General features: G+C 51.2%; 12 protein-coding genes and 2 tRNA genes. 3 read left to right on the top strand and 11 right to left on the bottom strand.

All coding sequences use genetic code 11. The features are described from left to right. Window positions 1-68 precede the first annotated feature (68 nt). The 4 genes from RC73_RS01790 to RC73_RS01775 all read right to left on the bottom strand — a co-directional run bounded on the left by RC73_RS01790 (window position 69) and on the right by RC73_RS01775 (window position 4,677). On the bottom strand, window positions 69-2,771 hold the full coding sequence (locus RC73_RS01790; RefSeq protein ID WP_039033019.1) for a bifunctional acetate--CoA ligase family protein/GNAT family N-acetyltransferase: 2,703 nt from the start codon (window positions 2,769-2,771) through the stop codon (window positions 69-71). A 226-nt stretch (window positions 2,772-2,997) separates the two neighbouring features. Further along, a tRNA-Val gene (locus RC73_RS01785) sits at window positions 2,998-3,074 on the bottom strand. 11 nt (window positions 3,075-3,085) lie between these two features. Further along, window positions 3,086-3,162: transfer RNA gene (locus RC73_RS01780), tRNA-Val, on the bottom strand. A 138-nt stretch (window positions 3,163-3,300) separates the two neighbouring features. Further along, window positions 3,301-4,677 (bottom strand): MATE family efflux transporter, encoded by a 1,377-nt coding sequence (locus RC73_RS01775; RefSeq protein ID WP_039033018.1) that lies wholly within the window; start codon window positions 4,675-4,677, stop codon window positions 3,301-3,303. Between the two features lie 33 nt (window positions 4,678-4,710). Here RC73_RS01775 and RC73_RS01770 point away from each other — a divergent pair, with 33 nt between their 5' ends. Continuing rightward, window positions 4,711-5,328: a riboflavin synthase gene (locus RC73_RS01770; RefSeq protein ID WP_039033017.1), complete on the top strand. Its 618-nt coding sequence runs from the start codon at window positions 4,711-4,713 to the stop codon at window positions 5,326-5,328. A gap of 82 nt (window positions 5,329-5,410) precedes the next feature. Here RC73_RS01770 and efp read toward each other — a convergent pair whose 3' ends face one another. From efp to RC73_RS01740, 6 genes are all read right to left on the bottom strand, one after another. Then, entirely contained in the window at window positions 5,411-5,974 is a 564-nt protein-coding gene (efp, locus tag RC73_RS01765) for an elongation factor P (protein WP_039033016.1), read from the bottom strand. Window positions 5,975-6,019: 45 nt separating this feature from the next. After that, window positions 6,020-7,216 carry an elongation factor P maturation arginine rhamnosyltransferase EarP gene (earP, locus tag RC73_RS01760; RefSeq protein WP_039033039.1) on the bottom strand — a complete coding sequence of 399 codons (1,197 nt, stop codon included), beginning with the start codon at window positions 7,214-7,216 and terminating at the stop codon, window positions 6,020-6,022. A gap of 78 nt (window positions 7,217-7,294) precedes the next feature. After that, the gene (gene fldA / locus RC73_RS01755) at window positions 7,295-7,822 is read right to left on the bottom strand and encodes a flavodoxin FldA (protein ID WP_039033015.1); all 528 of its coding nucleotides are present in this window, start codon (window positions 7,820-7,822) and stop codon (window positions 7,295-7,297) included. A gap of 54 nt (window positions 7,823-7,876) precedes the next feature. Further along, window positions 7,877-8,146, bottom strand: a complete 270-nt coding sequence (gene ybfE / locus RC73_RS01750) for a LexA regulated protein (protein WP_025010403.1) — start codon at window positions 8,144-8,146, stop codon at window positions 7,877-7,879. A 14-nt stretch (window positions 8,147-8,160) separates the two neighbouring features. Next, complete coding sequence (locus RC73_RS01745) at window positions 8,161-8,382, bottom strand: DUF2788 domain-containing protein (protein WP_039033014.1); 222 nt, start codon at window positions 8,380-8,382, stop codon at window positions 8,161-8,163. Between the two features lie 99 nt (window positions 8,383-8,481). Beyond that, window positions 8,482-9,258 carry an alpha/beta fold hydrolase gene (locus RC73_RS01740; RefSeq protein ID WP_039033013.1) on the bottom strand — a complete coding sequence of 259 codons (777 nt, stop codon included), beginning with the start codon at window positions 9,256-9,258 and terminating at the stop codon, window positions 8,482-8,484. 300 nt (window positions 9,259-9,558) lie between these two features. Between RC73_RS01740 and seqA the strand changes: the two genes are divergently transcribed. Together seqA and pgm are read left to right on the top strand one after the other, a co-directional pair. Then, window positions 9,559-10,113 (top strand): replication initiation negative regulator SeqA, encoded by a 555-nt coding sequence (seqA, locus tag RC73_RS01735; protein WP_039033012.1) that lies wholly within the window; start codon window positions 9,559-9,561, stop codon window positions 10,111-10,113. A gap of 37 nt (window positions 10,114-10,150) precedes the next feature. Then, on the top strand, window positions 10,151-11,800 hold the full coding sequence (gene pgm, locus RC73_RS01730) for a phosphoglucomutase (alpha-D-glucose-1,6-bisphosphate-dependent) (protein ID WP_039033011.1): 1,650 nt from the start codon (window positions 10,151-10,153) through the stop codon (window positions 11,798-11,800). Window positions 11,801-11,870: 70 nt separating this feature from the next. Here the strand turns inward: pgm and msrA are convergent, their stop codons facing one another. Continuing rightward, on the bottom strand, window positions 11,871-12,350 hold the full coding sequence (gene msrA / locus RC73_RS01725) for a peptide-methionine (S)-S-oxide reductase MsrA (protein WP_039033010.1): 480 nt from the start codon (window positions 12,348-12,350) through the stop codon (window positions 11,871-11,873). Window positions 12,351-12,376 lie beyond the last annotated feature (26 nt).

The raw sequence follows: 12,376 nt of genomic DNA, 5'->3' as shown, positions 1-12,376 counted from the left end.
TCTGCTCAAATGATCAATAACCCGGCGTTGGCCGGGTTATTGGTTTTTAGGTGTTAAATAAGGGGAGTCTATGGCTCCTTGCCCGGCAGCTCCATATGCATCTTGATCAGGTGTTCTTCCATATCAAAGGTGACAGTAAAGCCAAGACTCTTGGCGAGGCTGGCCATATTGCGGTTTTCAAACATGGTGAAGCCGGTTAACACCTGAGTGCCCGTGGTGCGGTAGTAGTTGATTAGCTTCTCCAGCAGCAACTTGCCTATGCCAATACCCTGATGAGAACTGCGAACTGCCATGGCAAATTCCGCCTCAGTGTTGTCCGGATCGATAGAGGCTCGCACTGCGCCCAAGGTTTCCTCTTCACCATTTTCATCTCTTATGGTGGCGATAAACGCCATTTCACGGGCGTAATCTATCTGGGTCAATACCGCCATCTCTTCGTGAGTCATACGCGAGCGTACTCCAAAATAGCGCTTGTATCTGTCTTCATCCGTAAGCGAGTTGTCAAAGTCCAGATGTTTGGGTTCATCTTCCGGTAGTATCGGCCGCAACATCACCTCAAGGCCATTACGCAGTTTGGCTTTTTCTTCCAGCTCTTTGGGGTAGGGTAAAATGGCCAGTCGGCCGGCATTATCCGTGACTTCCGGATTCAGACGCAGATTGACATCCAAGAGGGTAATTTTATCGCCCGCCGCCAATACAGGATTGAGATCCAAACTTTCGATTTCGGGGCAATCGATAATGAGCTGCGAGATTTGAGTCAACATCTGGCATAGGGCGCGCATATCCAAGCCTTGGGGCAAGTGGCGATCGCGGATCTTTTGGGTCTTGAGTGCCTGGATCACCATATAGCGCGCTAGCGCCATATTCAGTGGCGGCAAAGCGACTGCAGCATCCCGGGTGGGTTCCCATTCGGAGCCACCTTCACCGAGCATGATGGCTGGGCCAAATACAGGATCGCTTATTACCGCAACTCTGAGCTCTTGTGCGCCGGCGGTAAGCGCCATTTTTTGCACTATCATGCCCTCGACCGAAGCGGCTGGGTTAGCTGTGTGGACCCGCTCGACAATGGCTGCTGCGGCCTGATTGACCTCATTTGCCGATGTCAGATTCAGCATCACCCCGTGAACGTCTGATTTATGCAAAATATCCGGTGATTGCACTTTTAATGCCACAGGGTAGCCTGCCTTATCGGCAATAGCGACAGCCTCGGCGGCATCTTTGGCATACCAAGTATCTATAGTATCCAAGCCATAGGCGTTGAGTATGTTGCGGGCATCATGGGTTTCCAGTACTCGTTTGCCTTTGGCAATGGCTTGCTGCAGCAAACTTCTGGCGGTAGCGCTATCCGTGGGAATTGAATCCGGTATCGATTGTGGTACTTCCTGCAGCAGTTTTTGGTTGCGGCGATACTCAACCATATGCATAAAGGCGCGCACGGCGCCCTCGGGTGTACGGTAAGTTGGGATCCCCGCCTTGGAAAAGTGCTTTCGAGCCCGGTAAGCGGCATCTTCCCCGCTCCAGTTGGTTAAGATGCTTACCCGATTACGTTTCGGGTGCTGTTTGACAGTTTCAATCAAGGCATCGGCTATGGTGACGCTTTCGCCAAGGGCCGAAGGGGAGTGCAGTACCAAGATGGCGTCCAGCTCATCGCTGTCCATTAATACCGACAGTGCCTGGCTGTAACGCTCGGCGCCGGCATCGCCTATAATGTCCACCGGGTTTTGCCCGGACCAGGTAGAGGGCAACAACTGAGAGAGTTTCTCCAGGGTGGCTTCGGACAATTGTGCCAACTTGCCACCTTTGAGTACCAGTTCATCCACCGCCAGCACGGCCGGGCCGCCACCGTTGGAAAGAATACACAGACGCTCACCATTGAGTGGGTTGAGGTGAGCTAGGCTCTCGAGTGCGGCAAACAATTCAACCAAGTCGGTGACCCGCAGCATACCGGCACGGCGAAAGGCGGCCTCGTAGACGGCGTCATTACCAGCTATACCTCCGGTGTGCAGTTTGGCAGCGTTACCGCCCTCGGCGCTGCGACCTGATTTGATCACCAGTATAGGTTTATGGCGGGCTGCGGCTCTGGCTGCTGACAGGAAGTGACGCTTCTCATTGACCGAATCTATATAGAGCATGATGGCGCTGGTACGGGAATCGCGACCAAGAAAATCCAGCAATTCATCGAAGTCTATGTCAGTGGCATCGCCAAGCGAAATAAAGGAAGAGAAACCGATCCCTTTGTTGTTGGCCCAGTCGAGCACTGTAGTGCAGATGGCTGCTGATTGGGATACAAAAGCTATCTTGCCGGGCAGCGCGCCTGCATGGGCCAAACTGGCATTGAGGCCCAAAGGTGGCAACATCATTCCCAAACTGTTGGGACCGAGGAGCCGCATGCCGTAACGTCTGGCGTTACCTTGGGTTAGTTCAAGCAGGTTTTCGCCTTGGTCGTTTAATTCATCTGCCATGCCTGAAGCCATGATGATAGCCACTTTGCAGCCAAATTGGGCCAGAGTTTCCACTATTGCCGGCACGCTGGAGGCACGGGTACAGATGATGGCCAGATCAGGTTTGATCGGTAAAGATTCGATATTGGGGTAGGCCAGCACGCCCATCACTGCATGGTATTTGGGAGTGACCGGCATAATCGGCCCGGCAAAGCCGCCCGAAAGCAGGTTTTTCATTACTACATTGCCTGCTCGTTTGTCGCGATTGGATGCACCTATGACGGCGATGGAACCGGGTTTGAACAGCGTGTGCAGAGTACGTTGGCTCATGGATTTCCCTGTCGACAAAGGACTTTGGTCTATACCCCATGATTCCATGGCCTGAGCAAGTAAGCAATATGCAAAAAGTAGGGCTTGATTTACAAAAAATACCATTCAGTAGAGGTGCTTACTCTTTTTGCGTGAATGAAAAGACAAGAGCAAGAGGAAACGCAAATTTGAATGGCGGGAAAGGGGAATTTCAGGCATAAAAAAACCTGCTTTAAGCAGGTTGATTTGGTACACCCGAGTGGACTCGAACCACCGACCCCTACCATGTCAAGGTAGTGCTCTAACCAGCTGAGCTACGGGTGTATTGCAAAATTTGGTACACCCGAGTGGACTCGAACCACCGACCCCTACCATGTCAAGGTAGTGCTCTAACCAGCTGAGCTACGGGTGTACTGTGTTTTTCAGGCTGTCGCCCTCGAACGAGCGCTATATTAAGGGCGAGCAGCCGCTAGTTGCAAGTAAAAAAACAGATTTTTTTATCGAGTGGCGAATTGCTGCGCAACTTGCCGGGGCTTTGATCGTATTTGGTTTAATTCGTCGCCTCATCTGAGATGACGTCAAACTGCTTGCCGCTTTTCTGTATATATCTCAAGCGAATGGCAAAGAGTATAGCCGCTACGGTTAAACCGGCGATAAGCCCAATCCAAAATCCGTGTGCCCCCATAGCGGGTACCAGAAAATCGGTATACGCCAATACATAACCCAGGGTCATACCTACTGCCCAATAGGCAAACAAGGTGATGAAAAAGGCGCTGCGGGTATCCTTGTAGCCGCGCAGGGCTCCGGCGGCAACCACCTGAATTGAATCGGATAGTTGATACAGGGCAGCCATCAGCATCAGGCTGCCTGCCAGAGTAACCACTTCGGGGTTGTCGTTATAGAGCAGGGCTATCTCATACCTGAATACCACAGTTGCCACCGCAGTGAGCATGGCCAGAGAGAAGGCAATGGATAATCCCACCTTGGTCACCAGTGCCGATACCTCGCTCTGACCACGCCCAAGGTAATAACCGACCCGAATTGAAACGGCAATCCCAATGGAGAGTGGCAACATAAACACAATCGAGGAGAAGTTCAGTGCAATTTGGTGCCCGGCCACGACAGTGGCACCGAGAGGCGCCAATAAGAGGGCTATCACCGCAAAGAGGCTGACCTCAAAGAATAGCGCCATGGCAATAGGCATGCCCAGCTTGGTCATCTCAACAATGGTGTGTAAATGAGGCTTATGAAATGCCTTGAAAGGCGCCAGTTCGGCAAAGCGTTTATGCCACTGCATATAGATGGCCATGGCAAACAACATAGCCCAAAATACCAAAGCGGTAGCGACACCACAGCCGGCGCCGCCCATGGCGGGCATGCCGAAGTGACCATTGATAAAGATATAGTTGGCGGGGATATTCACCGCCAGACCGACAAAGCCGATGACCATGGTCGGCAGGGTATAGGAAATCCCTTCGCTGCAGCCCCTGAGTACTTGATAGAGCACAAAGGCCGGCGCGCCCCAGAGAATGCCGTCAAGATAACCTATGGTCAGGCGCTTGAGTTCGGGCTCCAGTTCCATCCAATCTAAAATATGTGGCGCAGATGCCAGAAACAGCATCACACCCAAGGCACCTGTTATGGCAATATAGGCAGCCTGAAAAGCAAGTGGCTGAATCGCCTTTTGGTTATTTGCACCATGATGATGGGCGAACATGGGAGTAAATGCCAGTAACAGGCCTTGAACGAACAGAATGGCCGGTAGCCAGAGACTGGTTCCGACAGCGACGGCTGCCATGTCGACAGCACTGACTCTGCCGGCCATCAGGGTATCAATAAACCCCATCATTGTCTGGGTAAGCTGTGCAATAAGCACAGGCAAAGCCAGTTGAACTAAGCGTTTGGCCTGAAAGCCGGTGTGATTCATGAAAGCAGCCCTAACAACTAAGCGAGTGAGAAAATGTTTACAGGTATTGTTCAAGCCAAGTGTGAAATCCTGGCGATCGAGAAAAAGCCGGGGTTAAATACCCTCGAAGTCGCTCTGCCTCCTGCCTTGCGTGAGGGATTGGAAATAGGAGCGAGTGTCGCCAATAACGGCGTTTGTCTGACGGTAACCCAGCTTGCTGATGATAGGGCGTTTTTCGACGTAATGGAAGAGACTCTGGCAGTGACTAATCTTGTCGGCCTTAAGGTGGGTGACAAGGTTAATATAGAGAGGTCACTCAAATTTGGCGCCGAGCTGGGGGGCCATATTCTCTCCGGCCACGTACATACCCAAGCGCAGTTGGTGCAACTGGACGTCAGTGACAGCCATTACAATATGCAATTGGAAGTGGCTGAAGCCTGGTTGAAATACATTTTCTATAAAGGTTTTATCGGTATCAATGGTTGCAGTCTCACTATCGGCGAGGTCAAAGGGAACCGCTTTATGCTGCATCTTATTCCTGAGACTCTCAGATTGACCAATCTAGAGGATTATCGGGAAGGGGACTGGCTGAATATTGAAATCGACAGTCAGACTCAAACCATAGTCGATACAGTTGAGCGCGTACTGGCTCAGCGTAACCCGGATAATTGAGCTACTCCAGGTGAAGCGAGAAATAACTCAAATACAAAAAAGCCAGCAATGATGCTGGCTTTTACGAAGGAGGGCGTTCTAATTAAACGCGCTTCTTGAACTCACCGGTGCGGGTGTCGATTTCGATCTTGTCGCCTTCTTTAACGAAGTCGGCAACCATCAGCTTCAGATCTGTACCTACGATAGAGGCTGGCTTCATTACCTTACCAGAGGTATCACCACGGGCGGCAGGTTCAGTGTAACCTACTTCGCGAATGATAGTAGTAGGCAGTTCTACAGAGATAGCTTTGCCTTCGTAGAAAGTGACCTGACAGATCTCTTCCATTCCATCAACTATGTAGTTAATGGCATCACCCATGTTTTCGGCTTCAACGTCATACTGGTTGAAGTCTGAGTCCATAAAGACATACATAGGATCAGCAAAGTAAGAGTAGGTGCATTCCAGACGCTCGAGCTGAATATCTTCCAGCTTGTCGTCAGCCTTGAATACAGTTTCAGTACCGGAACCTTGCAGCAGGTTCTTCAGCTTCATCTTTACCACAGCAGCGTTACGGCCGGATTTGTTGAACTCGGTCTTGAGTACAACCATAGGGTTGCCGTCAACCATGATAACGTTACCTGCGCGGACTTCCTGAGCAGTCTTCATTACGTATGTTCCTATATAAACGGTTTTTCAATTCAGCGCAGAATCTTAGCCGGTTTTGGCCATTAGCACTAGCCTGTTTGCCAGATCTGCTTCATTTATTGCTTCAGCCGGCCATTTTTTTGCGTGTTGTATCAATGTCGGCATGGCAGAATTCAGTGCCAGCCAGCTTTGGCTGGCTTGATCTCCCTGGCCGCAGTTGAACGCGGTATTCAGCGTTCGCCAGGTTTGGGCGGCAAGGGGAGGCAGATTATCGCAGTATCGTGCCATAAAAGCATCCAATTTTAGCAGATGAGCTTGCTCTTCCTGCTGATAGATGTGCCAGATAAAAGGTTTGCCGGCCCACTGTGCTCGTAAAAAGGAATCTTCGCCGCGAACTATGTTGAAATCACAGCTCCACAACAGGCGATCATAGCCGTTTTGATCTGTCATCGGCAGGACTTGCACCTTGAGTGCGCCGCGGCTGAAACTTTGACCGGCTTGCCAACTGGCGGGATCTTGCCAGTCGACCTTGGGTCCGGAGTCTTGGTTAAATTGCTCAAGCAAAGGCGCGATACAGCCTAAGCTGCGCCCCTTGGGGACTAACAATTGTACCCGCCGCTCACTCTGTTGCCAAAGCTCAAGCAGCGCATGCAAGGCTTGGGTCTCGTAGCTGAACAGGCTGATGAGGTAATCATCAGTGCTAATATCACTCAGCCCCATTTTTGCAAAGTGGGCCAAAGCGTGCTCAGGCGTTGCTTGCCAGGCATCACGCTCGCTAAATAGGGATTGCTCGCAGATGAGTCCACCTGACTTTGGGGTAAAGCCCGGGAAGAAAAAGGTCTTTTTGACTCCTTTGAGTGCCGGTGAGCTGAGGCCGTGGCAATCATCTATCCAGCTCTCGGCGCTGAGATAATCCAGGTTTATCCATTTGGGCGCCTTGGCGAGCTCTGGCAGGCTTGTAAGCACCTCCGAGGGTAAGTCGCAGGCAAAGGCTTCTATCAAAACTTCGCCCGGTTGCCAGGTCAGGGGGAGGGGAGCGCGCCAGTGGATGACTTCAACACCACCAAAGTGTTGACTGACAAGGGCCGGGTTTAGCTCAGGTAAAATGTGCGCGAAGCTGTTGAGATCATCGACCCACAAGCGTACCTCAATACCGTATTCGCCGGCCAGCTGCCGCGCCAGGCGCCAGGTAACGCCTATGTCGCCATAGTTGTCCACCACAGTACAGAAGATATCCCAATGACGCAGATTGTCGGCTTGCATCTTGTTTTTATTTTCCTGAGTAATAGCCAATAAAAAGGCGGCCATATAGGCCGCCGGAGACATACCGGGGAGCGAATATCAGTCTTCCAGCTCGGCCAGGCACATCTCTTCGTAAATCTGTTTAACCCAGGCGTCGACACGCTCTTCGGTCAATTCAGGCTGGCGGTCTTCATCTATACCCAGACCAACAAAGTGCTTGTCGTCAACCAGCCCTTTAGAGGCTTCGAAGTTATAGCTGTCAGTCGGCCAGTGGCCAATGACTATTGCGCCGCGCTCTTCAACGATATCGCGGATCATGCCCATGGCATCAAGGAAGTACTCGGCATAGTCTTCCTGATCGCCGCAACCGAAAATGGCTACCAGCTTATCGGTAAAATCAATCTGCTCCAGCTCCGGGAAGAAGTCATCCCAGTCACATTGAGCTTCACCATAGTACCAGGTTGGGATCCCGAAGATCAGCAGGTCGTATTCGGCGATCTGCTCTTTGGTGCTCTTGGCGATATCTTTCACCTCAACCATCTTCTTGCCCAGTTTCTTCTGGATCATCTTGGCTACAGCTTCGGTGTTACCTGTATCGCTACCGAAAAAAAGACCTACAGTTGCCATTGTCTTTCCTTTAATGTCTAGTTCGCTATCTACTTCGATCTTTCCTGACAGGGGCTAACCTAGCTGCTCCTGAAGGATCAATTCTATTAACTGGCTGCGGCTGATGTTACTGGCCAAAGCCTTCTCATTCAAGGCGTCATATAAATCTTGTGACACTTTTAACTCTATTCGTTTCAGACCTTTCGCCCGATCCCGCATGATCTGGTTACGTTTATTCACCTTGAGCTGCTGCTCGCGGGGCAGAGGGTTGCTTCTAGGCCGTCCGCGGCGCTTTTCAGTGGCAAAAAGGTCTATGGTTGTTCTATCTGTTGCTTCTTTTGCCATTTGAAATCTGATGTTTAACCTATACCTGAGCCTTCCCAGGTCATTTGAATTATCCCCTTGACGACAAAGCCTGCACAACCAAGGAAGAGTACCAACCAAACAATAAAGCGACCAAACTTAGGCACGTTACCCTGATTGAGTACATCCCTGATGGCCATACCGATAAAAAAGAAAATTGCTGCGAAAAACAGATCCAGTCCAACGGCTTCTATCTGTTGCATATACTGGTTCAACACGCTGCAGCCTCCCGGTGTTCCCTAGCCAAAAAGAGGCGCGAATATAGCATATTGGTTCGGGGGCTGCTACCGCCTTTACCCACGCCCTGGCCTTGGATTTTAATCGTTACTGTCAATGAAGTCGGACACTATACGGTTGAATATCGCAGGTTTCTGGGCGTGCAACCAATGTCCACACCCCTCAAGGGTCTTGGCTTTGACCTGAGGAAACTGAGTCACAATCTCTTTTTTGTAAGCGGCGGTCACATAATTTGACTCACTGCCGCGGATCATCAAGGTGGGCCCTTGATAGCTCAGTTGGCCGTCGCAGCGCTCAGGGCCGTTATGCCAACCTATGATAGCCGGATAACTGTCAATCAGCCCCGGTAAATTCATCTTCCACTCAAAGCCGGATTCGGTGCGGCGTAAGCTCTTGAGCAGAAACTGCGCCGTCGCCTCGTCGATGCCATGGTTCAAAAGATGTGCCAGCGCCTGACGTCTGTCTTTAATATCCAGCGGCATACTGCTTAGGCCGGCAAACACCTTTTCATGTCTCGGCAAATAGGCCACAGGCGCAATATCGGCGGCGGTCAAAGACTGTACCCGCTGCGGATAAGCCAGCGCCGTTGCCATGGCAATCTTGCCGCCCATGGAATGGCCCACCAGGTGCACCTTGTCTATCGCCAGTTTATCAAGCAGGGACACAAGCGCGTTTGCAAGCCCTGGATAATCCATTTGCGGCCAATGTTCGCTCTGGCCGTGATTGGGGCAATCGACTCTTATCACTTGGTGATTTTGCTCAAGCAGGGTCCCGAGCGATTTAAGATTATCCAAATCACCGAATAAGCCGTGGATCAGCAATACCGGACTACCGCTTCCGGTCGAGATAAAGTGCATACAGCCCCCTTCACAGTGAGTTTGTTGCCGGTATTTCAGCAGGGGGCAAATTCTGCGACAAAGGCCGGTATTTGACAAGGATGGATGCGGATTAAACATCGCTTTGATTGCTTTTTCAACAAATTGCAGTGCAAGTCTTAGGTTTGTAAGCCAATTATCTCATTTTGGCGCGATTCAGCCTTCCCCCGCAGGCGAGTTATGGCATACTTTGAGCCAAATCTCGTAGCCGCGACCACGGGCGCTGTGACGGCAATGTCATGATGGCTACATAGAACAAGTTGAAACTAAAGGAATCGGGCCATGAAATATATTGAGGTGGATGAGGAACTGTATCGCTTTATTGCCGGGAAAACCGAAAGGATAGGTGAAAGTGCATCGGACATTCTTCGTCGACTGCTGGGCTTGGATGCGACGGCTGTTGAACCCAAGGCACCGGCTGACATCAGCCAGCCAAGCATGGAGCAGGGTTATCGTCCCAATACATTACCCGAGGCCGAGTCAACCCTGGACTTTGACAATCTATTCAGCAGTGCGGCTATCGAAGCTCAAAAGGGGGCTGTTGGCCGTTTTTTGTTTGCCCTCGAATGCCTCTATAACCAGGACCCAAAAGGGTTTGAGCAGGTGCTGCAGGTTCAAGGGCGCGACCGTCTTTACTTTGCCACCTCGAAGGAAGCGCTATTGAAGGCCAGTAAATCGGCCAACCCCAAAGAAGTCGGCAGCAGTGGCTTTTGGGTAACCACCAATAACAACACTGCCAAGAAGCACACCATATTGACCGAAGTACTGGAAAAGATGGGCTGCGACGGCGACAAGGCCAAAGTGATAGCCGATCTGGCGCTGCCGATTAAAGCGTAAATCTGTTTATCAACATCTGTCATCAAGGAGTACTATTTTGGCTATTCATGAGCGGGCCGGTAAAAGGGCCATACAGAAGGATCTGGTTAATATTCCGCGGCTGATGAGCCATTATTATCGAATTGTCCCCAACTGTGATGACCCTGCCCAGAAAGTGAGCTTTGGCACCTCTGGGCACAGGGGCTGCTCCTTCAATGGCAGTTTCAATCAAAATCATATCTGGGCCATTACCCAGGCAGTGGTAGATTACCGCCAATCTCAGGGGATTGAAGGTTCGCTTTATTTGGGCATGGACACTCATGCCTTGTCCGAGGCTGCTTATATATCAGCCATTGAAGTCTTGCTGGCCAACGATGTTAAGGTGGTGGTGCAAGAGAGGCAGGGCTTTACGCCAACGCCTGTTATCTCCCATGCCATAGTTAGCGCAAACCGAAATGCCGCCGAGCTCAGTGATGGCATTATTATTACCCCGTCCCACAATCCACCGCAAGATGGTGGAATTAAGTACAATCCGCCCCATGGTGGGCCAGCTGAAGGTGAGATTACCGCCTGGATTGAGCAGCGAGCCAATGATTATCTCAAGGCGCAGCTGGAAGGGGTCAGGAAACTCAACTATGGCGTAGCCGCCAGTATCGGACTCATCAAAGAGACCGATCTTATTGAGCCCTATGTTACCGATCTCGCCTCTGTGGTGAATATGCAAGCCATCAAAGATGCCGGCGTTCGTATAGGTGTCGACCCCCTGGGCGGCTCAGGCATCCATTATTGGTCACATATTGCCGACCGTTATGGGCTGAATATCACAGTGGTCAACGATCGAGTCGATCCCAGTTTCGGCTTTATGCCACTGGATAAAGACGGCAAGATCCGTATGGACTGCTCGTCACCTTTTGCCATGGCAGGCTTGCTTAAGCACATGGATGAGTTTGATATCTGTCTTGGCAACGATCCTGACTACGACAGACACGGGATAGTCTGCCCAGAGACTGGGTTGATGGACCCCAACCACTTTTTGGCAGTGGCGATAGATTACCTGCTGGAACACAGACCCGATTGGCCACAGACGCTGCAAATAGGCAAGACCTTGGTTTCCAGTGGCATGATAGACAAGATTGTTGCCTCACACGGGCGCAAGCTTTGTGAAGTACCGGTTGGTTTCAAGTGGTTTGTCAGTGGCTTGAGTGAAGCCAGCCTGGCCTTTGGCGGCGAGGAGAGCGCCGGCGCCGCCTTCCTTCGCCGTAACGGTACAACTTGGTGCACGGACAAAGACGGTTTTATTCTCGGGCTGCTGGCCGCTGAAATCCTCGCCGTTACCGGCAAAAATCCAGCCGAGCGTTATGCAGAGCTGGCTGCCATACACGGTGATTGCTTCTACAAACGGATAGACAGCCCCATCAATCCCAAGCAAAAGGCGCGTTTTGCCACCCTCAATGCAGATACCTTGGGGGCAGAGACTTTGGCTGGAGACAAGATTGAGGCGGTACTGACCAAGGCTCCCGGCAATGATGGTGCCATTGGCGGTATTAAGGTGTTAACTGACAACGGCTGGTTTGCCGCCAGACCATCAGGCACTGAGGCACTCTATAAAATTTACGCCGAAAGCTTTGTCAGCGAGCAGCATCTGCAGCAGATATTGGAACAGGCGAGAGCGCTGATAACCAGCGCCCTAAAAGGCAAGCCGAACTGAGCTTAAGAGATTGCCAGTTCAGTAAAAAAGCGCAGCCGTGAACACAGCTGCGCTTTTTTATTCCCGGGGTTCAATATTCCAGATGGCAACTGGGCAGGTTATTCTTCTGGATATAATCCTGATGATATTCTTCCGCACGATGAAACTGTTTCACTGGAACAATTTCCGTCACTATGTGCCGCTGCCCCCACTTCCCACTACGAGCTAATGCCAGTTTTGAGGCCTCAGCCTGCTCCTTTTGCTCTTTGCTGTGAAAAAAAATCACGCTCCGATACTGAGTGCCGATATCGCCCCCTTGGCGATTTAGGCTGGTAGGGTTGTGATTACGCCAGAAAACTTGCAGCAACTCTGTAAATGAAACCTGGGCTTCATCGAACTCCACCTGAACCACTTCGGCATGGCCGCTGTTGCCCTGTTTTACCTCTTCATAGCGATTGATTCTATCATCACCGCCCATATAACCACTGCTGGCGTTTTTTACGCCGGGTACTTGGCGAAAGAAATACTCTACTCCCCAAAAACAACCGCCACCGAATGTTGCTACCGCCATTTAATTTACCTTCTAGATGTCCAGAT

Origin of the sequence: Shewanella sp. ECSMB14102, from assembly GCF_000813075.1 — a bacterium.
In the GTDB taxonomy this organism is placed as follows: domain Bacteria; phylum Pseudomonadota; class Gammaproteobacteria; order Enterobacterales; family Shewanellaceae; genus Shewanella; species Shewanella indica.
This window is presented reverse-complemented; position numbering and strand designations above follow the sequence as displayed.

Bases quoted from the DNA above. Each gene is read 5' to 3' on its own strand.
- RC73_RS01775 (WP_039033018.1), bottom strand. From the start codon at position 4,677: ATGAATCACACCGGCTTTCAGGCCAAACGCTTAGTTCAACTGGCTTTG.
- RC73_RS01740 (WP_039033013.1), bottom strand. From the start codon at position 9,258: ATGCACTTTATCTCGACCGGAAGCGGTAGTCCGGTATTGCTGATCCAC.
- efp (WP_039033016.1), bottom strand. From the start codon at position 5,974: ATGAAGACTGCTCAGGAAGTCCGCGCAGGTAACGTTATCATGGTTGAC.
- ybfE (WP_025010403.1), bottom strand. From the start codon at position 8,146: ATGGCAAAAGAAGCAACAGATAGAACAACCATAGACCTTTTTGCCACT.
- RC73_RS01770 (WP_039033017.1), top strand. From the start codon at position 4,711: ATGTTTACAGGTATTGTTCAAGCCAAGTGTGAAATCCTGGCGATCGAG.
- earP (WP_039033039.1), bottom strand. From the start codon at position 7,216: ATGCAAGCCGACAATCTGCGTCATTGGGATATCTTCTGTACTGTGGTG.
- RC73_RS01790 (WP_039033019.1), bottom strand. From the start codon at position 2,771: ATGAGCCAACGTACTCTGCACACGCTGTTCAAACCCGGTTCCATCGCC.
- fldA (WP_039033015.1), bottom strand. From the start codon at position 7,822: ATGGCAACTGTAGGTCTTTTTTTCGGTAGCGATACAGGTAACACCGAA.
- seqA (WP_039033012.1), top strand. From the start codon at position 9,559: ATGAAATATATTGAGGTGGATGAGGAACTGTATCGCTTTATTGCCGGG.
- msrA (WP_039033010.1), bottom strand. From the start codon at position 12,350: ATGGCGGTAGCAACATTCGGTGGCGGTTGTTTTTGGGGAGTAGAGTAT.